The organism is Holdemania filiformis DSM 12042 (assembly GCF_000157995.1).
In the GTDB taxonomy this organism is placed as follows: Bacteria; Bacillota_I; Bacilli_A; order Erysipelotrichales; family Erysipelotrichaceae; genus Holdemania; species Holdemania filiformis.
Genome location: NZ_GG657552.1, coordinates 215,602 through 238,645 on the forward strand (window position 1 = coordinate 215,602; position 23,044 = coordinate 238,645).

The 23,044-nt window shown below is 49.8% G+C and carries 20 protein-coding genes and 1 other annotated feature; of the genes, 16 read left to right on the forward strand and 4 right to left on the reverse strand.

Annotated elements, in window-relative coordinates:
- The first annotated feature begins 114 nt into the window (after positions 1–114).
- Together HOLDEFILI_RS01880 and HOLDEFILI_RS01885 are read left to right on the forward strand one after the other, a co-directional pair.
- The gene (locus tag HOLDEFILI_RS01880) at positions 115–1,473 is read left to right on the forward strand and encodes a hypothetical protein (protein WP_006057653.1); all 1,359 of its coding nucleotides are present in this window, start codon (positions 115–117) and stop codon (positions 1,471–1,473) included.
- A gap of 245 nt (positions 1,474–1,718) precedes the next feature.
- Entirely contained in the window at positions 1,719–3,653 is a 1,935-nt protein-coding gene (locus HOLDEFILI_RS01885) for a hypothetical protein (protein ID WP_156788817.1), read from the forward strand.
- Positions 3,654–3,727: 74 nt separating this feature from the next.
- On the opposite strand, the gene HOLDEFILI_RS01890 is transcribed toward HOLDEFILI_RS01885, so the two are convergent.
- Positions 3,728–4,279, reverse strand: coding sequence for a hypothetical protein (locus HOLDEFILI_RS01890; RefSeq protein ID WP_006057655.1), 552 nt, complete (start codon positions 4,277–4,279; stop codon positions 3,728–3,730).
- 708 nt (positions 4,280–4,987) lie between these two features.
- Positions 4,988–5,195 (forward strand) — a binding site (T-box leader).
- A gap of 117 nt (positions 5,196–5,312) precedes the next feature.
- On the opposite strand from HOLDEFILI_RS01890, the gene HOLDEFILI_RS01895 reads away from it, so the two are divergent.
- The 12 genes from HOLDEFILI_RS01895 to HOLDEFILI_RS01950 all read left to right on the forward strand — a co-directional run bounded on the left by HOLDEFILI_RS01895 (position 5,313) and on the right by HOLDEFILI_RS01950 (position 18,374).
- On the forward strand, positions 5,313–6,959 hold the full coding sequence (locus HOLDEFILI_RS01895; protein WP_006057657.1) for a peptide ABC transporter substrate-binding protein: 1,647 nt from the start codon (positions 5,313–5,315) through the stop codon (positions 6,957–6,959).
- A gap of 307 nt (positions 6,960–7,266) precedes the next feature.
- A complete protein-coding gene (locus HOLDEFILI_RS01900) occupies positions 7,267–8,913 on the forward strand; it encodes a peptide ABC transporter substrate-binding protein (RefSeq protein ID WP_039863683.1) in 1,647 nt (548 codons plus the stop codon).
- 212 nt (positions 8,914–9,125) lie between these two features.
- The gene (locus HOLDEFILI_RS01905; RefSeq protein ID WP_006057659.1) at positions 9,126–10,049 is read left to right on the forward strand and encodes an ABC transporter permease; all 924 of its coding nucleotides are present in this window, start codon (positions 9,126–9,128) and stop codon (positions 10,047–10,049) included.
- Between the two features lie 13 nt (positions 10,050–10,062).
- Positions 10,063–10,989, forward strand: a complete 927-nt coding sequence (locus HOLDEFILI_RS01910; protein ID WP_006057660.1) for an ABC transporter permease — start codon at positions 10,063–10,065, stop codon at positions 10,987–10,989.
- Between the two features lie 13 nt (positions 10,990–11,002).
- Positions 11,003–12,010 carry an ABC transporter ATP-binding protein gene (locus HOLDEFILI_RS01915; RefSeq protein WP_006057661.1) on the forward strand — a complete coding sequence of 336 codons (1,008 nt, stop codon included), beginning with the start codon at positions 11,003–11,005 and terminating at the stop codon, positions 12,008–12,010.
- Positions 12,007–12,996 carry an ABC transporter ATP-binding protein gene (locus HOLDEFILI_RS01920; RefSeq protein WP_006057662.1) on the forward strand — a complete coding sequence of 330 codons (990 nt, stop codon included), beginning with the start codon at positions 12,007–12,009 and terminating at the stop codon, positions 12,994–12,996. The genes HOLDEFILI_RS01915 and HOLDEFILI_RS01920 overlap by 4 nt, the downstream gene beginning before the upstream one ends.
- Before the next feature lie 128 nt (positions 12,997–13,124).
- Positions 13,125–13,781 carry a hypothetical protein gene (locus HOLDEFILI_RS01925; protein ID WP_006057663.1) on the forward strand — a complete coding sequence of 219 codons (657 nt, stop codon included), beginning with the start codon at positions 13,125–13,127 and terminating at the stop codon, positions 13,779–13,781.
- Between the two features lie 67 nt (positions 13,782–13,848).
- Entirely contained in the window at positions 13,849–14,676 is an 828-nt protein-coding gene (locus HOLDEFILI_RS01930) for a DUF1963 domain-containing protein (RefSeq protein ID WP_006057664.1), read from the forward strand.
- Between the two features lie 222 nt (positions 14,677–14,898).
- Positions 14,899–15,219 carry a PTS fructose transporter subunit IIB gene (locus tag HOLDEFILI_RS01935; protein WP_039863684.1) on the forward strand — a complete coding sequence of 107 codons (321 nt, stop codon included), beginning with the start codon at positions 14,899–14,901 and terminating at the stop codon, positions 15,217–15,219.
- Positions 15,220–15,222: 3 nt separating this feature from the next.
- Positions 15,223–16,320, forward strand: a complete 1,098-nt coding sequence (locus HOLDEFILI_RS01940; protein ID WP_039863686.1) for a PTS transporter subunit EIIC — start codon at positions 15,223–15,225, stop codon at positions 16,318–16,320.
- Between the two features lies 1 nt (position 16,321).
- On the forward strand, positions 16,322–17,287 hold the full coding sequence (locus tag HOLDEFILI_RS01945) for a DUF7916 family protein (RefSeq protein ID WP_039863687.1): 966 nt from the start codon (positions 16,322–16,324) through the stop codon (positions 17,285–17,287).
- 10 nt (positions 17,288–17,297) lie between these two features.
- Positions 17,298–18,374: an SIS domain-containing protein gene (locus HOLDEFILI_RS01950; RefSeq protein WP_006057668.1), complete on the forward strand. Its 1,077-nt coding sequence runs from the start codon at positions 17,298–17,300 to the stop codon at positions 18,372–18,374.
- A gap of 41 nt (positions 18,375–18,415) precedes the next feature.
- Here HOLDEFILI_RS01950 and HOLDEFILI_RS19115 read toward each other — a convergent pair whose 3' ends face one another.
- From HOLDEFILI_RS19115 to HOLDEFILI_RS01960, 3 genes are all read right to left on the reverse strand, one after another.
- Positions 18,416–18,640, reverse strand: coding sequence for a hypothetical protein (locus HOLDEFILI_RS19115; RefSeq protein WP_156788818.1), 225 nt, complete (start codon positions 18,638–18,640; stop codon positions 18,416–18,418).
- Between the two features lie 170 nt (positions 18,641–18,810).
- Positions 18,811–20,706, reverse strand: a complete 1,896-nt coding sequence (locus HOLDEFILI_RS01955; protein WP_006057669.1) for a BglG family transcription antiterminator — start codon at positions 20,704–20,706, stop codon at positions 18,811–18,813.
- Between the two features lie 18 nt (positions 20,707–20,724).
- Positions 20,725–21,171 carry a PTS sugar transporter subunit IIA gene (locus HOLDEFILI_RS01960; RefSeq protein ID WP_039863689.1) on the reverse strand — a complete coding sequence of 149 codons (447 nt, stop codon included), beginning with the start codon at positions 21,169–21,171 and terminating at the stop codon, positions 20,725–20,727.
- A gap of 349 nt (positions 21,172–21,520) precedes the next feature.
- On the opposite strand from HOLDEFILI_RS01960, the gene HOLDEFILI_RS01965 reads away from it, so the two are divergent.
- Together HOLDEFILI_RS01965 and HOLDEFILI_RS01970 are read left to right on the forward strand one after the other, a co-directional pair.
- Positions 21,521–22,198, forward strand: a complete 678-nt coding sequence (locus HOLDEFILI_RS01965) for a hypothetical protein (protein WP_006057672.1) — start codon at positions 21,521–21,523, stop codon at positions 22,196–22,198.
- A gap of 113 nt (positions 22,199–22,311) precedes the next feature.
- The gene (locus tag HOLDEFILI_RS01970) at positions 22,312–22,986 is read left to right on the forward strand and encodes a peptidoglycan-binding domain-containing protein (protein ID WP_244264295.1); all 675 of its coding nucleotides are present in this window, start codon (positions 22,312–22,314) and stop codon (positions 22,984–22,986) included.
- The last annotated feature ends 58 nt before the right edge of the window (positions 22,987–23,044 follow it).

Consider the following 23,044-nt stretch of genomic DNA (forward strand, 5'->3'; position numbering starts at 1 on the left):
GCTTCAGGATCAGCGGTGTACCTATAAGGTGACGGGAAAGCTGCAGATTGAAGTTGCGCTGATCGGCTTGAAAACCGAATTGAAGGCTTCGAAAACAACGAAGCGGGTGATCTATTGAAAACGCGGAGAAGTTTAATTCTGTTGATTCTGTTCAACCTGATTTTGAGCATGACCGCGATCCGGGCGGATTGTACGGTAATGTTGTTTTATTCAGTCAAGGAATGGGTCAGTCATCAGGATTTTTGGGATAGCGAATTCACCGCTGATCAGCAGATGATGATCAATTCCCAGCAGATCACAGCGCAGTTTAACGCGCCGGGGACTTTTTCTTATCCGAAGCGTACAAGCTGGGAAGTGCTGGCGGGTTTAAAAACGCTTACGGTCAGCGGAAATGAAAATCCGGACGATCCTAATTTTATCTCTGCGCATTTTGGCAAACCGATAAAAATCAGGAACTTACAGCTTGAGGTTCAGGGCTGGAACGGGGCAGGGGAAGTGCTTGAGAAGTCGGTTTGGATCAACGCTGAAATGAACTGGGTAGACGGCCGGGCGGAGCTGACGGCTGGGGAAAAGGTGCTGAGTACAAAAGAGAAGCGGATTAGTTTACAACTGGATGATCGTGAAGTAAGCAATCTTTATGTGGTTTTTGAAGAAAGCGGCCCCCAGTGTCACTATGAATTAAGCTATTTTCAAATTCCGGATTACGCAGTGAAGGAGCATGTGCGCTGGACACCGGAAAAAATTGAGGAAACGGATATCCGGCAGGTTACGGTTTGTCTGGATGGGGGAACCTACGATCCTGACGGTACGCAGGGCGTATGGAAAAAGGAAAGTGCCGGCGTGTTCACGCCGTCGACTTCGCTGCTTGTTCAGCAGGAAGCGGAAATTCAGAATCAATCTGATTTCTATGATTACGGCCGCGGCGGATCGATCCCGGCGTATGCGAATCCAGAGGTGATTAAAGGCCTGGACAGCTATTCCAATCAAATCAGCGGCTGGTACACGGAGGAACAAGGCGGCGGTTTCCGATACCGCTATTATTCTTACGGATCTAAGGGAAAAGCCTGGCCCTGGATTGAGACCAGTCCGGGCTGGGGTGTGCAGTACACAGCAAATCCGGTTTACTGGTCTCAACAGAGAAATCTGCCGAATCAGATCTGGTCGAGCGAGGACGCCGGCTGGTGTCAGCATACGACAGGCAGCCGCAGTACGCCTTGTTTTAAGTATGAAGGACATAGCTCCAATTCGCGCTTGAATTCATACGACGTCACTGTCGTTACCTATAAAAATCTGTACGATCCGCAAGAACATTGGATCACGGAGACCGGATATGCGCTGCTGAACACCGTAACGGGTCAGCGCGATGATTTGGGACAATCCGACGGATCTCCGTTTGTTTATTCACTGGACCAGTCCGGACAGTGGCAGATCGAAGCGCGGCTGCAGGATGAGCGGGGAATACGGCGGCTGTGACCTCGGAGATCTTTTTAATTGATAATACGCCGCCGACTGCTTCTTTTGATCCGCAAGGCGGGAAAACTGGCTGAATCAGCCGGTTTCGGTCAAAGTTACCGCATTTGACGAACACTCCGGTGTAAAGCGCTGGCGCTGGGCTTTATCTCTCGTACGGCGGTCTGCATTATGGCCGCTACAGCGAATGGCTGCCGGCACAGTCAACCGTGCTGACGCTGGATCAGAACGGCTTGAACAGGATCAAAGTGGAAACAGAAGACCAGGCAGGCAACCGCGGCATAACACTTTCTGATCTGTACAAAATTGATCGTCTGCCGCCGCAGAGCGAACGCAGCTGGATTGAAGACGAGTCGGGAAAAATTCTGGCCGAGGACGGGCAGGTATTTACGAATTGGGTTAATGGAGAGGCCCGCCTGAGCGTCCATACAAGCCAAGTTAAAGATCAGCCGGCTGTATTTAACAGCGGCGTTGATTCTGTGACAGCGGATGCACCGCAAGGTGAAATAACCTTGAGTGAACAGGATGGAGTCTGGTCGGCGCCCCTGATCAACGATAAGGAAGGCCGGCAGACGTTGACGCTGACGGCCTGCGATCACGCGCAAAACTGCGCTGCTTTGGCGACGTTGGAGTGGCGCGCGGATCGGCACGGTCCGCTCATCAACTGGACATGTACGCCGGAAGACTGGACGAATACAGAGGTTTTAGTTCAGGTCCGGGCTGAGGATGAATTGAGCGGGGTTAAGAATGTAACGACTCCGCAAAAGCAGGTAGAAGGTGCTGCCGCGCAGTTTACGGTCAGTGAGAATGGAAATTATTCCGTTTCGTCACAAGACCATGCGGGAAATATCTCGACTGTTGACATCCCGGTCGGCAATATTGATAAGCAGCCGCCATGGGCAGTCTTTGATCCCTCGGAAGGGGAAACTGACGAAACGGCCATTGCTGTATGGATCACGCCGCAGGACGATTTAAGCGGGATAAAGCGCTGGCGTTATCGAGTTACCTATGACGAAGGCCAGTCCTTCATTAAAACATCCGCCTGGTTTGATCATGACAGTCCGCAGGCAATTGAACTGACGATGGCGGGGAAATGCCAAATTGTCGTTGAGACCCTCGACCGTGCAGGCAATGAAGGGATGTCCATCTCCGGCTATTACCAACTCAATGAAGGCGATGCGGCTGCCGGTCAGCTGTTAGCGCCTGCGACCCATCCTGGCGAAACAGAATACGCGGCGCTTCGCGCGGTGTGCGAGGGCTGCAATCCTCAAAAGCAACAGACGGTCACCGTCTGGCTGCAGGATGAGGTTATTCTTGAACAAACACTGCCGGCATTGCCGGAACAAACAGTTAGAATTCCATTTGAATTGAATTCACAGACGGGCATTCTGCGCGCCAGGGTTGATTACGAACTGGACAACGATCCTGATAATAACGAATTATGTCTGGAAATTGGCACGATTACTCGGCAATTTCAGCAAACAACGGAAGAACAGCTGGAATTTAACGGCGCGGTTATGTTCGCGGTCAGTCAGGGTGAAGAACAGAGAAGCTATCAGGAAACGCTGACATTGGTCAGCCCAAAAACGGATCACACGTATTTCGCGGGAGAAGGAATTGAAGCCGGGATTCAATATCATTATGTTAACGAATGCGCCGCCGTTATAAACTGGGCATGCAAACCAGATACAGCGCTGGTCAGCGTAGAGGCAAAAGCAATTTTTGATCAGGGTGCGCTGCCGGTGCGGGAAAAATATGCGGCGGGCGGGAATTACGAAATTCCGCTGCAAAGACAGGGTGACAGTCTGATTCTGCCAATGATGTGGGCAAGCCAATATGAAGGTCTGATTAACGATGAACCTGCTTTTGATAAGCTGGATGAAGATGATCAAATCCTGGAAGCCGGACATCGATGGTATACGGATCCTCTGAAAGAACCTGGAGAATTGCTTTATACGCTCCAGGGTGAAAAAGTGGGAATGAATGAATTTTCGTTTAAAATCCTGCGGACCGCCGTCATTGATTGTCGCTTGAAGGATCAGTATCGGATTAAATTTGTGGACCCGCAAGACTCGCAGACTTTCGATACTCCGCTATGGCGGCCGTATCTTGACTGGTTTGCGCAGCTGACGGGTAAATCTGCGCTGGCGATTAAAAATCTGGAAGGCGGGGCGGACGAATAATCGCAGCGGTAAAGTTTCGGTAAGACAGAGCTTTGTTGAAGTCAAAACAAATTAAAAGCGAGCCCAGCTCGCTTTTAATAGCGTTTAATAATCTTAATCGTTACGGAACATTTCCGATAGGAACCAGTTTCATCATTGCATCCGGTCGGCTGTGTCCGTTCAATACACTCTTTGTGTTTTTGAAAAATAATGGTTCGCGGACGGCAGGCAGGATCGCAATCATCCGGGCAGTTGTCTCCATTGCAGTCACAGTCACACTCGCAGTCGCAGTCATTATCGCAATCACAGTCTAAATCACAGTCACAGCTGCAATCACAGTCACAGCTGCAATCGCAATCGCAGTCACATCCGCTGCCGCCGGTTTCGCCGCCTGTTTCACCGCCGGTACAGCCTGTATCGCATCCGCATCCGCAGTTATTTCCTCCGCAACCACAGCCTTGATTTCCGCCGCAGTTGCCATTGTCGCAGCGGCAGCCGTCGTCGCAGTCGTCTTCGCAGCAATGATATACGACTTCATTCTCTGCCTGGATCTGGTCTTCAGGCGTGTCCCAGCCGTCGTCGTCGAACAAAATTCGCGGCTGTACTCTTTCCTTTCGCTGGTGTACCTTGATGTTAAGTTGTTCCATAGGCTAATCCTCCCTTGTTCAGTATCAGTGTATTCCAGCTTCGACAAGACGTTCCGAAATAATCAGGCGGACGGACAAGAGAATCAAGCGGTCAGCGGATTTCAGCGACGCGACGGGATGGATCGGAAACAAGTTTCATAGCATTTCAGACTGACGTATAGCAAGCACATTCGATTTCACAGGTTAACGAAAAGGATTTTAACCTTATCGTAAAACTGACTGGTCGGTGAGATTATCACCGCGGTGTCTGCGCAGTCATCTCTGTTCCGATTCTGTTAATTCATAGATCGCCGGTTGGCGGTGATCACTTTGTCAATACAAAGGGGACTGAAAAGGATTGCGGTCATTCCTGATAAAATGGTCCGACCGGGAAGAAGGGGCGATCAGCCGCTGTCAACTTCCAAAAGATATTCATGATGCCGGCTGGCTCTCCCTTTTTTTGTTTGCGGCTATCCGGCTTTCTTTCCAACTGAAAGCTCACTGGGAGCACGAGCGGTTTTAAGGCCTCAAAAATTTTTGAAAAGCAACATAGAAACAGGATCCAGCCGGATTATCTATCGCAAAGCACATCCAAGTTTGAGACTGGTCTGAAAGGATCCGATATTTTTTTATCTGCTTTCATATCTCAAAAATGAAAAATTTACAATTTATGAAAAAGTTTTATTTTTTGCTTGACAACCCCCACTCTGCGCTGTAAACTGGGGTTAATCAAAATCGATGAACAGAAGAGTAATCATGAAAGCGGTCGAAAGCGAGCGAACGAGGGTGGAAGGTTCGCGGCCAAGGCATGATGAAGCGCATCTGGGAGATGGAATTCTGAACAAAATAGGAATTCACGTGTTTCCGCGTTAAGGATTGAGGGGGTTGGCATTAACTGTCAGCAACTAGAATGGTACCGCGATCAATCGTTTCTAGAATGTTAGAAACGATTTTTTTATTACTGCGGACTTAGTCTATTGCGGCTGTTATCGGCATACCCTACGCCTGCGGAGTTTCATCTCCGCGGTCAAACAAGTAAAGGAAGGGAAAGAAAATGAAGAAGCTAGGAATGATTCTCTGCGCGGCGATGCTCATGCTGGTCAGCGCATGCTCCAGCGGCAATGGAGGCGGTTCAGCTACAACGACAACCGGAACGGATCCGGAAAATCTGAAAGTCGCGATCGGCGGTCAGATTACAACCTTAGATCCAGGGTTAAGCACAGAAACCGTCAACAACTATGTTTTGCGGCATACGACAGCCGGTCTGTTCCGTCAGGATGAGGAAAACAACATTGTCAATGATTTGTGCGACAGCTACACAGTTTCCGATGACGGCCTGACATACACCTTTAAATTAAAAGAAGGTGTTATCTGGAGCGATGACCAGCCGCTGTCGTCTAAAGATTTTGAATATGCGATTCTGCGAAATTTGACTTACGGCGCGGAAAATTCATGGGCTGTTTACTACCCAAGCTCTTATTTGAAAGGCGCGGAAGAAATTCTGGCTGACGACACATTTGATCCGGAAAACGACACGATTGAGGGAATTGAAACGCCGGATGATCAGACTCTGGTTCTGAATTTGAAGAAACCTTGCGCCTGGTTCCCGCAGATGCTGACCAACAACGTCTGGAAGCCGCTGCGCGCTGATTTCGCTACGCAGCATGATTCCTTGTGGGCGCTGAAACCGGGCTACCCGTCAGTGGGCGCTTATGTATTGAAAGAATGCAATGAAAATGAAAAAGCAATCGTTGTGAAAAATGATAAATATTATGACGCGGATTCCGTTACGATGCCGCAGATTACATTCTTGGTCATGAGCGATACAGATGCCCAGGCTCTGGCGTTTAAGAACAACGAAATTGATATTGCACTGTCGATCACTCCGACATTAGCTGAAACTTATTCCAATCCGGGTGAAATCTGGAATAAACCGGATGTTTCCAACTACTTCCTGGCCATCAATTCTGGTTCCACAGGTCCGGAAACAATGCAGAATGTCGATGTCCGCCGCGCGTTAGCTCTGGCAATTGATAAGGATGCGCTGGTCACCGCGGTAGGCAGTTCTGAATATTACAAAGTTCTTAACGGCTACATCCCGGAAGGCTTAGCCGGAGCAGAAGGCGACTTCCGTTTGGAGGAAGACGCAAAGGAAAAATATTTGGAATATGATCCGGAAGAAGCGAAAGCTCTGCTGGCCAAAGCAGGATATGATGAAAGCAATCCGCTGAAGCTGACTTACAAATATTCGCAGACCCAGCTGCATGCCGATGTTGCGCAGATTCTGCAGCAGATGTGGCAAAATGTAGGCATTGACTGCGAACTGACCGTGGTTGAATCCGGCGTTTTCTATGATCAGATCGATAACGGCGACTTCGAAATCTGCCGCTATGGCTACAGTGCGGGTGATGATCCGTCACAGTATCTGAGCTTATGGACAACCGGCCAGCAGATTGTTGCCGCGGTGGATGATCCAGCTTATGATAAGATGGTTGATGAAGCGGGATATCTGGTTGATCACACAGAATACATGAACGCACTGCACGCGGCTGAACGGTATCTGGTTCAGGAAATGGTCTATGTTATTCCGCTGTTCAATTACAATACGCCATGTTTGTTGAAAACCAATGTCAAGGGTGTCCAGATGTGGGGACTGAATCCGTTCTTCGGCAGCGTTACTGTCGAGGCTGCGGCTGAGTAATCCGAAACGAAGCAAGGATGGATAACGCCATCCTTCTTCTTTTTTACAAAGGCTCAAAGTCTTGCGGCAATTAAAAACTGACTTGCGGATGACCCTGCCAAATTCAGATCGGCAATGGGTTTGCAAAGTTTTCCGGCAGGGAAGGCAGTGTTAAATTAGAGGATTAAATATAAGGAATATTCAAATCATACAGAAACCAATGAAAATGTTTTCATGAAAAATAAAATAATATTTCATGAAAGTGTTGACAATTAATCTCATGGGTGTAAAATTAAGAACAATCCAGAAAGAGAATGGGGGATTCTATATGAAAAAGTGGATAGCCTTAGTTTGTTCCTGTATGCTTCTGTTTGCGGGCTGCAGTACAAAAGAAGAAGGAACGGCTGGTTCCGGCCAGACGTCGACACAGGATCCGGTAAAAACAAATGAACTGACCGTTGCGGTCGGGGCACAGTTTACGACCTTGGATCCGGCGTTGAATTCCGAACTCATCAACGGGTATGTTATGCAGCATACTTACGGCACTTTGTTTACTAAGGATGAAGATAACAATCTGATTCCGGATCTGGCGGAAAGCTGTGAAATAAGCGACGATGGCCTGACTTATACCGTTAAATTAAAAGAGGGAATCCAGTGGAGCGACGGTGTTCCGTTAACAGCGGAGCATTTCCGTTACGGAATTGTCCGCGCGCTGACCTATGGCGCTGAAAACGCATGGTCGATTTACAATCTGGTCACGTATCTGGACGGCGCTGCCGCTTATGAAAGCGACGATACCCAGGACGCGGAAAGTCTGCAGATTCCGGGGGTTCAGGCGGTTGATGACACAACGCTTGTATTCCAGCTGACCAAACCCTGCGCTTTCTTTAAAGCCTTGATGAATTCCTACGCTTTTATGCCGGTCCGCGCTGATTTTGCGCCGCAGCATGATTCCACCTGGTCGTTCGCTCCAGGCTATCCGAGCGTCGGTCCTTATATTTTAGAAGAATGCAACGAAAACGATAAGATTATCGTCACCAAGAATGAAAACTATTACCGCGCTGACGAAATCACACTGGATAAGATTACCTTCCAGGTTATGACGGATATGGATGCTCAGGCGCTGGCGTTTAAAAATAACGATATCGACATTGCGCTGCGTGTGAATTCTTCGCTGCCGCTGACTTATGAAAACAAAGAAGAATTGTGGAAGGTTGAAAGTCCGTCTAACTATTTCTTAGTCATCAACAGCGGGCCGACAGGTCCGGAGTGGATGCAGGATGTGCGCGTTCGCCGTGCGCTGGCCTTGGCGATCGATAAAGAAGCGATGGTTACCGCGGTTGGCGATCCTTCATATTATGTACCATTAGACGGATATGTGCCGAATGGTTTGAAAGGCGCGGAAAAGGATTTCCGGACGGAAAGCGACGAAAAAGAGAAGTTCCTGGAATATGATCCGGAAGAAGCGAAGAACCTGTTAAAAGAAGCAGGCTACGATGAATCAAATCCGTTAAAGATCACGTATAAGTATTCCCAGACGACGCTGCATGCGGACGTGGCGGCAGTGCTGCAGGGAATGTGGAAAGCGATCGGCGTTGACTGCGAACTGGAAGTTGTCGAATCCGGCGTTTATTACAATCAGATCTTCAACGGTGACTTTGAAATTGCCCGTTACGGCTACACGGCCAGCGATGATCCATCTCAGTTCTTAACGTTGTGGACAACAACCCAGCAGCAGACGCCGGCGGTCGATGATCCGGAATATGACAAGATGATGGATGCCGCAACCTATATTGTTGATTATAACGAGTACATGGAAGCGCTCCATAACATTGAACATTATCTGGTTCAGGAGCAGGTTTACCTCATTCCGCTGTTTAACTATGGCGATCCAATGTTAAAGAAAACCTATGTCAAAAATACGACGCATGTCGGGGCGACGCCATTCTACGGCTACTGCACGATCGAAAAGTAATGACTCTTCAGAGGTCTGGCTGTCCAGACCTCTTCCCCTGTGGGGGAAGAAAACACAGGAAAGAAAAGAATGGAAAATGTTTCAGAAAACAATATGAAACAAATTGACAAGTAACTTAAAAGAAGATAGAATAAAACTATTACAAAAACTTTGGATTCAATCTGTCCGGTCATGCTTGAATCGACAGTTTTTGCAGGAAAGGGGGCTTTTTTATGTTTAAGTATGTATTAAAACGAATCGGCGTTGGAATTCTAACGTTATTTATTCTGGCGACCGTGACCTTTTTTTTGATGAAGATTATACCAGGTTCGCCATTTGCCGGTGAAAACACAAAAATTCCGGCTTCTGTTCAGGAAAAACTGATGGCGAAGTACAACCTGGACAAACCGGTGCTGGAACAATATGTGATTTATATGAAAAGCGCGGTTCAGGGAGATTTCGGTGTTTCGACCTTCCGTAAAGGCCGCAGTGTTAACGAGATCATCGCGATTGGCATGCCGGTAACGGCGAAGCTGGGCTTTGTTTCGTTTGTCATTGCGATGGTCGTGGGGATCACGCTGGGCACCGTTGCAGCGTTTACCAAACATAAGTGGGTTGATAACCTGGTCATTGCCATCGCGACGGCCGGTGTCAGTATTCCAGGGTTCTTGCTGGCGCTCCTCTTAATGATTGTGTTTGGCGTCTGGCTGCACATGTTCCCGATTGTGGGATTATCGAGCTGGAAGCATTATGTGCTGCCGGCAGTTTCCCTGGCGCTCTCACCGATCGCGATGATCGCGCGTCTGACCCGTTCCAGCATGATGGAAGTTATGCGTCAGGATTATATGGTCTTAGCCCGCTCCAAGGGATCTTCACAGCTGAAGGTTATCGTCAAGCACGGTCTGAAAAATGCGATGATTCCAGTCATTACCTACGCCGGACCGCTGATTGCTACGCTGATGACAGGTTCATTCGTCATTGAAAGTCTGTTCTCGGTTCCGGGCATCGGCGCGGAATATGTTACGAGTATTTCCAACCGTGACTATACGATGATTATGGGGCTGACGATTTTCTTTGGGGCCTTCATCATCATCGCCAACATCATCACCGATATTTTAAACGCTGTCGTTGATCCGCGGATCAAGCTGGACAGCTAGAAGGGAGCTAGCGATGGAAGAAAAAGAACTGATGCTGGATGACAGCATGTTTGAGCCGCTGGACAGCAGCGAGAAAAACAACGAGTTTATCGCCGTTGAAAGCAAAACCTATCTCCAGGATGCCTGGCGGCGGTTTAAAAAGAATAAGCTGGCTCTGTTCGGATTGATCTTTTTGATCTTAATCACGCTGGCGGCGATCATCATTCCGATGGTTTCTCCATTCACTTACGACGGCCAGGATCTGGCCAACCGCAACGCTCTGCCGAACATGGTGCATCTGATGGGGACGGACAAGCTGGGCCGCGATATCATGGTGCGCGTCATGTACGGCGCACGGATTTCCCTCACGATTGGTTTTGTCGCCGCGTTTTTGAATCTGATCATCGGCGTTATTTACGGCGGGATCAGCGGTTTTGTCGGCGGCAAGGTCGATATGATTATGATGCGGATTGTCGACTGCATTTACGCGATTCCGTCGATGCTGTATGTCATTCTGATCATGATGATTTTTGGTTCGAATATGTTTTCGGTTTTGCTGGGCATTTCCATTTCCTCCTGGGTCGGCATGGCCCGGCAGGTTCGCTCGCAGATCCAAACGCTGAAGCAGCAGGAATTTTCCATGGCGGCGTTTGTTATCGGCGCCAGTAAGAAGCGGATTCTGTTTAAACATCTGATCATCAACTGTATGGGACCGATCATTGTTTCCGCCACGCTGATGGTGCCGAATGCGATCTTTACCGAATCGTTTCTGAGTTTTATCGGTATCGGCATCAGCGCGCCGCAGGCCAGCTGGGGCACTTTGGCTTCGGAAGCCCGCGGATTGGTTCAGAGCTATCCGGTCCAGATTATCTGGCCGGTCGCCGCGATCTGTCTGACGATGCTGTCGCTGAACTTCATCGGTGACGGTTTCGGCGAAGCATTGGATCCGAAGAAGAGATAAGGAGGAGAACACCATGAATGAACTGTTAAAAGTTGATCATCTGACTGTGGATTTCTCCACCGATCAGGGCACCGTTCACGCGGTCCGCGACGTCTCGTTCAGCGTTTATCCGCAGGAGGTGCTCGGCATCGTCGGCGAATCCGGTTCCGGCAAGAGCCAGACGATGTATTCCGTCATGGGCTTGCTTGCGGATAACGGCAAGATCACCGCGGAGGATATTTTGTTTGACGGCAAGAAAATCCATGAATCCGCGTTTAAGAATCATACGGAATATGAAAAGACGATGCAGCATATCCGCGGCAACGACATGGCAATGATTTTCCAGGATCCGATGACGTTTTTGAATCCGGTTCTGAAAATCGGGACGCAGCTGATCGAACCGCTGCAGAATCATACGAAGATGTCGAAGAAAGAATGCGAACAAAAGGCGATCGATCTGATGCGCCAGGTCGGCATTCCGTCTCCGGAAAAGCGAATGAACCAATATCCTTACGAGTTTTCCGGCGGCATGCGGCAGCGGATTATCATCGCGATGGCGCTGGCCTGCAATCCAAAGCTGATCATTGCGGACGAACCGACAACTGCGTTGGACGTAACGATCCAGGCCCAGGTGCTGGAACTGATTCAGGATATGAAGGAGAAGCTCGGTTCCTCCGTTATCATGATTACCCATGATCTGGGCGTCGTGGCCAGTCTGTGCAACCGGATTGCGATTATGTATGGCGGCAAAATTGTTGAAATCGGCACGGATAAAGAAATCTTTTACGATCCGAAGCATCCCTATACTCAGGGGCTGCTGAACTGTATCAACAATCCGGAGGACGATGACAAAGACCTCCAGCCGATCCCGGGCTCACCGCCGGATTTATTAAATCCGCCGAAGGGCTGCCCGTTTGTCGACCGCTGTGAAAAGGCCATGCGGATCTGTAAGGAACAGATGCCTTCCGCTACCGCTTTTTCCAAAACACATGAATGTGCCTGCTGGCTTAATGAATTGAAGAAAAGGGAGGGTAAAAAATGAACAGCGAAGTCATTTTAAAAGTTACCGACCTGAAGACTCATTTCGACGTCACCAAGGGCATGTTTGCGAAAAAGCAGATCGTAAAAGCCGTCGATGGGGTCAGCTTTGAAATTCATAAAGGTGAAACCTTCGGGTTAGTCGGCGAATCCGGCTGTGGAAAGTCGACGCTGGGCCGCACCATCGTTAAATTATACGAGCCGACAGCCGGAACGATTGAATACAAAGGTCAGGACATCACCAAACTGAAAGGCAAGGAGTTAAAAGAATTCCGGAAATCAGTCCAGATGATTTTCCAGGATCCTTACGCATCGCTGAATCCGCGAATGACAGTTGGTGAAATCATCCGGGAACCGATGGATATCCACAACATTTACAACAGTTCAAAAGAACGCGAAGACCGGGTCGTGGAATTGTTGAAAATCGTTGGATTGAAACCAGACCATATCCGCCGCTATCCGCATGAATTCTCCGGCGGCCAGCGGCAGCGAATTTCGATTGCCAGAACGCTGGCATTGAATCCGGATTTCATCATCTGCGACGAACCGATTTCCGCGCTGGACGTTTCCATTCAGGCACAGATTATCAACCTGTTGAAGAACATCCAGAAGGAATTGGGCATTTCCTATCTGTTCGTAGCCCACGATCTGAGCATGGTCAAACATATTTCTGATCGGATCGGCGTCATGTATCTGGGCAACATGGTGGAGATCGGCGAAAGCAGCGATCTGTATCACAATCCGATGCATCCTTACACCAAAGCGCTGTTATCGGCTGTTCCAATTCCGGATCCGGAAATTGGCAAGTCCAAGAAGCGGATCGTCCTGCAGGGCGAGCTGCCGAGTCCGCTGGATCCGCCGTCAGGCTGTGCTTTCCGCACCCGCTGTCCGTATGCGACCGAGGAATGTGCCAAAGCCAAACCGCAGCCTTCGATCATCAACGGCCGTCAGGTTTCCTGCTTCCAGTTTCAGGCTGGATTGAAAAGATAAGTTTTACGACACGGGATTTCCCAGGAAGTTCCGTGTTTTTTTATTTTTACAAACAAATGAAGTTGATAGGCAAAAGCCATAAAAAAGATTACAATGAAAGCATAGAGGCCGGTTGAAAGGGATAATTTATGTTTAAAGACGACATGGATGAAATTAAACGCATATTGAAAGAAGGTTTGCTTCGTAACAACGGGAAGTATATTCTGCTCGCGATGACCGCTCTTTTCCTTTTCCTGTACAATCAAAAACAGGAAAGAATCACGCCGCAGCTGCTCTCGATGGAAGTCTTTGGATGTAAGAATTACACCGTATCCAGGAAAGAGGCTGATCAAGATCCCAAAGGAAGGCAGACCTATCGGATTGGAATGTCATGTCAAGAAGCTGAAAAAACAAGCCTGGTTGTAGACGCTGTTTTATGGGTCGCCGAAGATGAAAAATGGCTCCAAAATCAGATGTTAACAGAATTCAAAACGGCAGCGGAATCGGATAAAGAAAGTCAAAGCCCCTGTGACCAGGGATGTTTGCGCTCACCTGTTTCGGTGGATACAGCCACATTGGATTCCATAACAAATTCACCGGAAAATCTGGAACAGACGCAGAATGGCTCAAGCTCGGAATTGAATGCTTTCCAATTTCCCGGTTTAGAAAGATCCTTTTTCTTTATCAGACAGAACGAACGCGTTATGGCTGTGCAGTTAAGTCAACAAATGCAATTAACAGAAGAAGAAATCGAGGCCTTGCTTGGCTTATTCAACGCAGATCTATCGTTTATTCAAGAATATTAAAAACATAGGACTTTCTTTTTCCCGCACAAGCGGCGAAGAAATGAAATAAAGAAAGGATGGAAAGTCAATGGAAAAACAAGCCTGGATTCAACATCTGAAAAGTCTGGAGAAAAACGCGATTATCGCCGCCACCGGCCGCGCCGCTCACCCCTGTGCGCAGCTGCATTCTAAGATCGGCGGAATCCCGGATTTGCCGCCGGATTTTGTCTGGCCGTATTTTGAGAATGTTCGCGGATGGGAATCTTCCACACCTCACCCGCTGTCATTCATCGCACAGATTCTGTTAGAGGACCTGATTCCGTATGATTTGGATCATCTTTTGCCAACGAGCGGAATTCTCTATTTCTTTTTCGATTTAGTAGAATATGAAGAAAACGAACAATGGGATCGTAATGTATTTTATTATGACGGCGATTTAACGCTGCTTAAGCCGCGCCCGCTGCCGGAAGAATTAACGGGGGAAGAACGGATTCCGGAATTCAACATGACTTATCACACGCTGATCGATCACCCGGGCAATCAAGAATACAGACAGTTTTATGATGTGGAAAAGAAATACGAGGAATGGGACGAACGTTATGAGGAGGACGCGGCGCTGGCTGGGTATCCGCCTCGCTCCGATTATGATGATCGCGTTTTCAAATTCCTGGGCTACGGGGATATCATTCAGAATGAGGTGTTGAGCTCAGCTGTTTTTATGCATAAGTCACTGAGTCCCGATGAGGAAGAAACACAGCCGCAGGATTGGATTAACTTATTCCAGACAGGCTTTCTGCTCAGCTCCGATTATGAACAATATTGGTTGGATGCCGGCAGTCTGTATTTCTATATCCGCAAGCAGGACTTAGCCCAGCGGAACTTCCATCATGTCTGTGCGTTTCATGAGTGCGGGTAATGGGAGTCGGTTGTCCCATATAAATTTGAAAAACAAGGTTACAAAACGACTGGAAGGCACCGGTCGTTTTTTCTTATAGTAGGAAAGTGAATCTCAGGCTTAAATCTGGCCCGCTTATGGGAAAAAATATGCGTCCATATCCTGTCCTGAAAGCGGCGCGGATAAGCGATGAAGTCCCAGGGGTTCCTGTTTACAATGAAAGTAAAGAAAGGGGGAACCGCAATGAAAAAGAAAATTGTCGGGCTGTGCGCTTGTCCTGCAGGGATTGCCCACACCTACATCGTCGCAGACAAGCTGGAAGGCGAAGCAAAGCGGATGGGCTACGAAGCCAAAGTCGAAACGCAGGGGTTTGCCGGGATTGAAAACGAGCTGACGCGGGAAGATCTCAACGAAGCCAGTCTGATTATTCTGGCGAACGACATCGCGATCAGCGGTGAGGAACGCTTTGAAGGCTACGAAGCAAAAACGGTTCATTCCAGTATGCACGAAATACTCCACCACGCTCATGAAGTGATCGAACGTTTTTTTGAAAAGGAGGGATGATCGATGAGCAGCACCTCAATGAAACAAGGCTTTACTACATTCCAGAAACATCTGATGACCGGAATTGGTTATATGATTCCAGTGATCGTCGCACCGGGGATCGTCATGGGCGTAGCCCAGGTTGCGGCTTCGATGTTAGGGCTGGATATTAAATCGGCGGAAGCCCTGGCCAGCGTCGACGCTCTGACGCGCTGTCTTGCCTGGATGCAGCAGGTCGCTGGTCCGCAATGCCGTGATCTGATGTATCCGGTGCTGGCAGCCTATATTTCCTATTCCATCGCCAATCGCACCGGCCTGATCGTCGGCTTCTTCGGCGGTCTGCTTTCCGTCCTGTCCGGCGCCGGCTTCTTCGGCGCGGTGATCACGGGTTTCCTGGGCGGCTATCTCATGAACGCTTTGAAAAAACGCATTAAGGTCAGCCGTACCTATCTGCCGGTTATGAACATGGTCGTCTATCCGCTGATCGGCACCCTGGCGGTTTTCCTGGCCTGTTACTTCGTGATCAATCCGCTTGGCAACTGGATCACGCAAAGCATTGTATCGCTGATCGGCGTGATTGGAAATCTAGGCGGTGTGGCCGTCAGTTTCATTCTGGCCGCAGGCAATTCCTTTGATATCGGCGGTCCGGTTTCCAAAGGGTTCATGGCGATTACGCTGCAGCTGGCGGATGCCGGCTTCTCCAAAGGACCGCTGTCGATCGGTTCTGTCGTTCCGGCAATCGGTTTCGGTCTGGCAACGTTGCTGGATAAGTTTGTCGTTCGCAAACATTTGTTTGATGAGGATTTACAGGCCAGCGGCACGCCGGCGTTAATCCTGGGCCTGCTGTGCGTTGCGGAAGGCGGCTTACCGCTGTTGTTGTCCGACTTGCTGTTCATGATTCCGATCAACTGCCTGGGCGGCGGTCTGGCCGCGGCGTCCGCTTATCTGTTCGGCGTTCACATGCCGAAAACTGTGCCGGGCGGCATCCTCGGGGTACCGTTAATGGAAAAGCCGTTCTTATATATGCTTTCAATCTTGATCGGCGCGCTGACCGTTGCGGTGCTGGTTCTGCTGCGGAGGATGCGTCTGGCTCAAAAAGCAATGAAACAGAAGGAGGCTTAATATGACACAAAAACGATTTTTATCCGCAACGCCAAGCGAGTTAACGGCGATGAGCCCGACTGAATTATTAAGCGCGATCCGGATGTCTGAAGGACGGATTATCCGCGCTGCAGCCCGGATCCGCGGGGCCAATCTGGTCGATCATGTCACCAATGCCGAACTGGTCGCTGCCTTTGGCGCCGATATTGTGAATATCGACACCTACGATCCGTTCAATCCCTACATCCCCGGCTGGGCAAGTAAAGATCCGGCACGGGACGAGGAAACGGAACAGAGCGTTCAGATTCCGCTTGGTCAGGGGTATACATTCCAGGAAATTAGCGAGATCGTGGGCCGTCCGTTATCAATCCTGATGTTTGCGTGCAATCCGGAAGACGTTGAACGGACAGAACAGGTCTATGGCAAAGGAATCGTCGCCACAGCCGCGCGGATGATCGCCGCCCGGCGCTTAGGTGTCAAGCATATCTGCGTCTCCGGCTGGGCTCGTCTTGAATCCTTTACCGAACTGTTTACCGCGGTACGTCAGGAATTGGGAGATGATCTGATTCTGCAGTTTAACCGTCCGCACGGGCCGGGCATCCTGAATCAGAAAGCTGGGTTTAAAGAGTTGATCACGGAGGAGGAGATTGTGTCCTTCATTCAGGCTGGGGTCAATATTGTTGGGATTCCCGCGCCGGGTTCACTGCCGGGCTGGGATCTGGCAAAATGCAAACACTATGTCGACCTGATTCACGAACAGGGCGCATTGGCTTCGTTAGGCGTGCATACTTCTCAAGAAGGCGCATTCCCGCAGACGGTGGAACAGATCGCACTGTATGCCAAAATGGCCGGCGCGGACATTCATGACTTAGGCGATTCCGGTTATAACGAACAAGTTCCGGATCCGCTCAACATTTTCCATTATTCCATGGCGATCCGCGGCCGCCGGCATACCTACCGCCGGATGGCAATGTCGGTCAGACGTTAGGAGGCGAAATATGCTACCGTTAATTCAATGGATCGAACGTGTGCCTGAAAAAGGCCGTCTGTTAATCGCGACCCGCAAAGAAAACCTGCGGCCGTTCGCTGAATATCTGGCCGACCGGCTGGATGATCTGAACGAGCTGGTCTATGTCGGTTCCGGCAGTTCTTATAATTCTGTTATGAGTGTGAAGGGCTGGATTGAACGGATCACAAAGCTCAAGGTATCCGTGATGACTCCCAATGAATATCTTTATGACCGGACTGTCCGCAATCCCAACGCTCTGACAATCTTTCCTTCCCAATCCGGAACCTCCGTCACAACGCGCAAGGCGCTGCAGTCCGCGCAGCGGCAAGGGCTGCCAAACGTCGCTGTCACGCAGAACCCGAACCAGTATATGTCGCAGGAATGCGGCGTGCACGTCAATATGATGTGCGCCGATGAGGAATACAAGATGCGCACGGTCGGCTATGTTTCCGGAATGGTGGTCCAGCTGTTGATCGCGATGGAAATCGGTCTGCGTCGTCATACGATCACCGCGGAGGAAGAACAGAAACTGATTGCGCAGATAGAAGCCGCGCTGATAAACTGGCCGCAGATTGAGACTCAGGCGATGACCTGGTATAAACGAAATGAAACGCAGCTGCTGAATTCGGCAATGTTCGCGGTGTACGGAATCGACGGTCTGTGGGGTGCGGCGCTGGAAGGCGCTTTGAAATTGATTGAAATCGGCAAGGTTATGTCAATTGGCTATGAGCTGGAGGAAGGCATGCATGGTCCGACGCTGGGCTTTCATTCGCATCTGTGCGTACTGGTCATGAACGACGGCGGCCGGGAAAATGACCGTGCCCGAGGACTGGCCCGGTTTGCGAAATGCGAGTTCGGCAACGGCTTTTTGATCGGTGCGAATCCGATTGACGAATCCGATCTGGCGTTTACACCGCAATCCTGCTTCCCGGCGCTGGAATTTCCCTGTGCAATTCAGGTGCTGAGCTGGTGTCTGGCTCAGGCCAAAGGTGTCGATTTGACGCTGCCGATCGCGCAGAATGAAAAACCTTACTTCCAGACGCATCAATATACTGAGAAGCTTTAAGTCTTGAGTTCGGAATTAGTTTGTGCTGATAACGCAAAAGCTCATTGAAATTCAGGAAACGCTCGCTTCATGGTGAATTCTGATCCTGCCAGCCAGACCACAATCCATTGATTAAGAAGGAACGGTTTCAGAAATATTGAATCAAGCACGGGAAAAGACGGTTGAGCCGGGAAAACGCCTGACGAGCGGGATCCAGCCAACAGTCTTTTTTTATCAGAAAATGGATTATGTAAAGGAATGGGATTGAAAGGAAGCACTTTTCCCATGCCTTTGAATTTCCAACCGCGCTGTCATCCGCGGGGATTGGTGTTGAAAGATAAAACAGGACTTCGTCAGTTTCGATTCAAATAAAAGGAATATAACGACGGATAAAGGAAAAAACACGTTCTGGATAAACGCATGATTCCTTGAGCGCTTTCCAGGACGTGAGGTTAGATTATTCTGTTTCGATACTTTCAAACAAGATGCGCAGGAAGGTGTCGGCCTCCGTCTGCCGGGTTAACCGCTGGACTTTCTCCGGATCTTGAATCAATCGGTAAATCATAGGAAATACACATTTATTTTTCTTGACGGCGGGATTGATAATTCCGATAAATAATAATTGAACGCGGGATCTTCCCCACATCACTGGTTCTTTCAGTATCCCGACGGCCAGCATCGTGTCGATCGGAACGGAAAGGAAACAATGCGGGATCGCAACCGTTTCTGTGATTTCTGTCGAAGACATCGCTTCCCGCTCTTTGATCGCTGTCGCAAACGCTTCGCTGATCAAGCCCGTTTCTACCATTGAAGCCGTCAGAGAATCTAACGCTTCCGCTTTGGTTTTCCCTTCGACCGCCGGAAAGAACAGTTCCTCTCGGAACAATGAACGCAGATACTGCAGCGACGAATAATTGTGGATCATGAATTCAATCTTATGAATATCCTCACTGGTGACCATCGGACTGATTAAAATTGACGGCAGCGGATTATTTCCTGCCGGCAGCGGGACGGTGGTGATAATAAAATCGACGTCGATTGCGGAAAAGTCAGGCAATTCGTAGGAAGCGAGGACGTCCTGAATGACCAGCTGAGGGATTTTCCGGCTCAGGCGCAGCCGGATCAGCTCCGAAGTCCCGATTCCGCTGCCGCAAACGATCACCGTTCGGCATAACATTGCGGCTCTGTCTTTTTCCAAGGCGGCCGCAAAATGCAATGCGATGTAGCCGATATCATCGTCGTTGATTGCCAGATGATGTTTTTCCTTTAACATTTCACATCCGATCAACGAATAATTGTAAGCTTCGACATATTGTGATTTGATCAACGTCATCAGGGGATTGGGCAGCGTGGCTTTCAGATAGTAACGCGAAAAAGAGGCATATAAGTGTGTCATCAGTGCTTTTCTCAACTTTGCATCACTGCGGAAGTCGACTTTGCAGAGATTCAGAATGTTGTTGAGCATGTCGTCGACCAGCTCCCGCAGCCAATCTGCGGAGGCCAGCGCTTCATCCGGCGGCAGCGGGGTACGGTTGCCTATGATTGAAGCGAAGTACAATCGCTCTTCGTCGTTGATCACCAGCGGACCGCAAAAGAGATCCAGGATTGCGGATGCCGCCCGTTGAACAGCAGGCTGCAGCGTTTCACTTAAGCTGGGCAGTGAAAGCCGCAATTGGGCTCCACCCTGAATCCGACACAGACTGACCATCAGATATTTCAGGCAGTAATGCACAAGATCTTCTTCCGGCGGAATGCCTTCCGCTTTCAGAATCTGACAGATCTGGCTGACCGATCGGCTGAGCGCAAACGGCATGCGGGCGAGCAGTTCCGGTTCGGCTGAAAGAAAGGAAGCGGTCACAAACAAAGTTTTCACCATGAAATTGCGGATATCAACTTCATCCCCGACAATGTAATATCCATAATAGGGCCGGTTCGCTAAAAGAATCCCGTTTTCTTTCAGTGTCTTTTTGACTTCAACCATCAGCTTATTCAAAGTAGAACGGGAAATGAACAGTTGATCGATCATTTCCGACTGCGAAATTGTCGGATTCACAAGCAGACTTTTCAAGATTCCGAATTGCAGCTCGCCATTGTTTTCGGAGAACTCAAAAACCTTTGTTTTTTCCTGTAAGAAAGCTTCAAAACGAGCAGCGTCGATAATTTCCAGCCGGTAACCGGTCTTATCGGATAGGATGCGGGCCCCGTGTTGTTCCAAAAGCGGAATTAACTCGGCAATGTAACGCTTGCAAGTACGGGCGGATAACTTAAGCTGCTGGGCAAGCATGCCGCTGGTCAGCGGAGAATGTCCCCGCTTCAGCAGTTGGATCAGCTGAAACATTTTTTCGTTCAGCATGGAGCTCACCTCCTTGCGTCACAGCTGAATGTCGTTGAACAGAGCGTAGATCGCCGCGGGTTGATCCAGCTCGCGGAGCTGACTGACAAAGACTTCGTCGACCAGTTTGCGGGCAAGCTGGGATAATAAACGGATATGTGTGTTCTCAGCGTTGGACTGCGGAACGGCCAATACCAAAATGAGATCGACTTCCTCCTCAGGACTCCAGCGGACCGGGTTTTCAAGATGGGCAAAGAAAACAGACGGCTGGCGGATCGATTCCAGCCGGCAGTGGGGAATGGCGATCCCGTCACCGACTCCGGTGGAAAACTCCGCCTCCCGATCCCATAAGCCTTTGAGAAACAAAGCTGCATCCGCGATGATCTCCGCTTCCGCGGCCCAGCGGCTCGCTGTCTGCAGAACTTCTGCCTTGGTAACGGCCGGGCAATGTAAATGAATATATTCTTGTTTTATAATTTCACTCATGAACTGTACTCCTTCTGATTCCATTGTAGCGATTCCGGTAAGGAACTTCATTTTCTACTTTTACGCCTCACGGTGACAGAAAAGAGGGATGTTTTGAAAGGAAGGTAAGTCTATTATAACAAGCGGGTCTGTGGTGAGAGCCTGGGGAAAAGATGGAAAAAATTACCAGTGCAATGAAGGGTTGCGAAAAGGATAAGGTTGAGAGCGGCAGCAGAATTACAAAATGTGCGAGCAGGCCAAAAACAGTATGATTTTGATAGCCAAAGCAAGATAGAAAAACGGTATTCGGAGGGGAAATCAGTTATAATCAAAGTAGCTTGAGATTGTTTCTGCGCGGGGATGAACGACGATGGTAAAAAACGAAAATCCGATGACATTGCTGAGGAATTATTTTAAAAAGGGATGGGAACGCAGCCGGGAACGCCGGAAATGGCGAAACCGGTGTCTGCTGAGTATACTTGTCGTTGCCCTGGGTGCTTATCTATATTTCAAATACCAGGATAGAGTATCGCCGGTCTTGTTATCGCTGAAACCTTTCGGCTGCGATCATTTCACAGCCAGCGGTCAGGATGCGCATCACGATGCTCTGGGAGAACTCAATTACTCAGTGCAGCTGCGCTGTGAGGATACCGGCAATCCTTTGTCGGCAAGCGTGTCGCTGATCGAATCGGCACGGCCTTCGCAGCTCATGAATTTGATGAAGCAGGATCTGCGCGGCTATCTGAAAGGACAGCGAAATGCACAGGCGCCTTGTAAAACAGGTTGTCTGCGGCTGCCGGAAGAAATTGACGAAACTTGGCTTGCATCGCTGACGTTTGACGAAGGCCAGATCCTCAAGGATCCACAGGCGGCAATCCGACAGATCCGGCAGGCGCAGATTCCTGGCACACAGGACACCTATTTTTTCCTGCGGCGGGAAAATCGTGTGATCACCGTGCAGCTGACGGGCGAAGCTCCGCTATCTGAATCCGCGCTGAAAGAGCTGCTTTCCTTGTTTGACGCCGATTTCTCCTTTTTAGATAAATGAGTTGGCTGGCGCTTTTGGATGCGCTGTTCATACTCCTAAACTTTCATGAAGACCGGCGTTTATCCACGCCGTTTTTCTTTTCCCGCATAGACATGAATGAGGAGGTGAGATCAATGGCAAAAATTATGGTTTATGATCCGGACACCAATCAGATTTATACAGAATGGCGGGAAGAAAACGATCCGATGCCGTATTCCTACGGACGGACGTTGTTAGTCCGGGAGTTCCGCGGTTCCAGCCGGTCCACGGTTTTCTGGACGACGACCACGGCGATGGAAGCCTGGAACGCCACCCGCCGCACCTACGGCGCGGCGATTCCGGTCGGTTATGCGTTTAAACGAATCTGGGAGGGCGGCCACGGCCTGCAGTCGCAGCACTATGTCGGCGTTTCCTTTGACGTCGGCCAGCGGCTGTCGCAGAGTCAGCGAAATCAGATCTGGCGGACCGCGAATAACCTCGGCGTCTGGGGGTATGTCGAACCGCTGTCGATGACGCCGACCTGGGTTCACTTCGACCGCCGGTATGCCCGTGGCGCCTGCGGCGGCACATCGGGATTTCCGACGCTGCGCGAAGGTTCGGTCGGCTGCTACACGCTGGTGCTGCAGGACGCGCTGAACGCGCTGGGGTATTCGACGCGCTGGCTGGACGGTAAATTCGGCAACGCGACCCGGACGGCGCTGATTCAGTATCAACGCGACAACGGCTTGGGCGCGGACGGCATCGCCGCTGCCAGACCTGGAAACGCATCGCGGCGGAAGTCGTCGGTATCGGGCGAACTCCGACGGTGATCGATCCGTAAGCCGACAAGGCAGGTTCACGCCTGCCTTACATAAGTAAGTAAAGAAA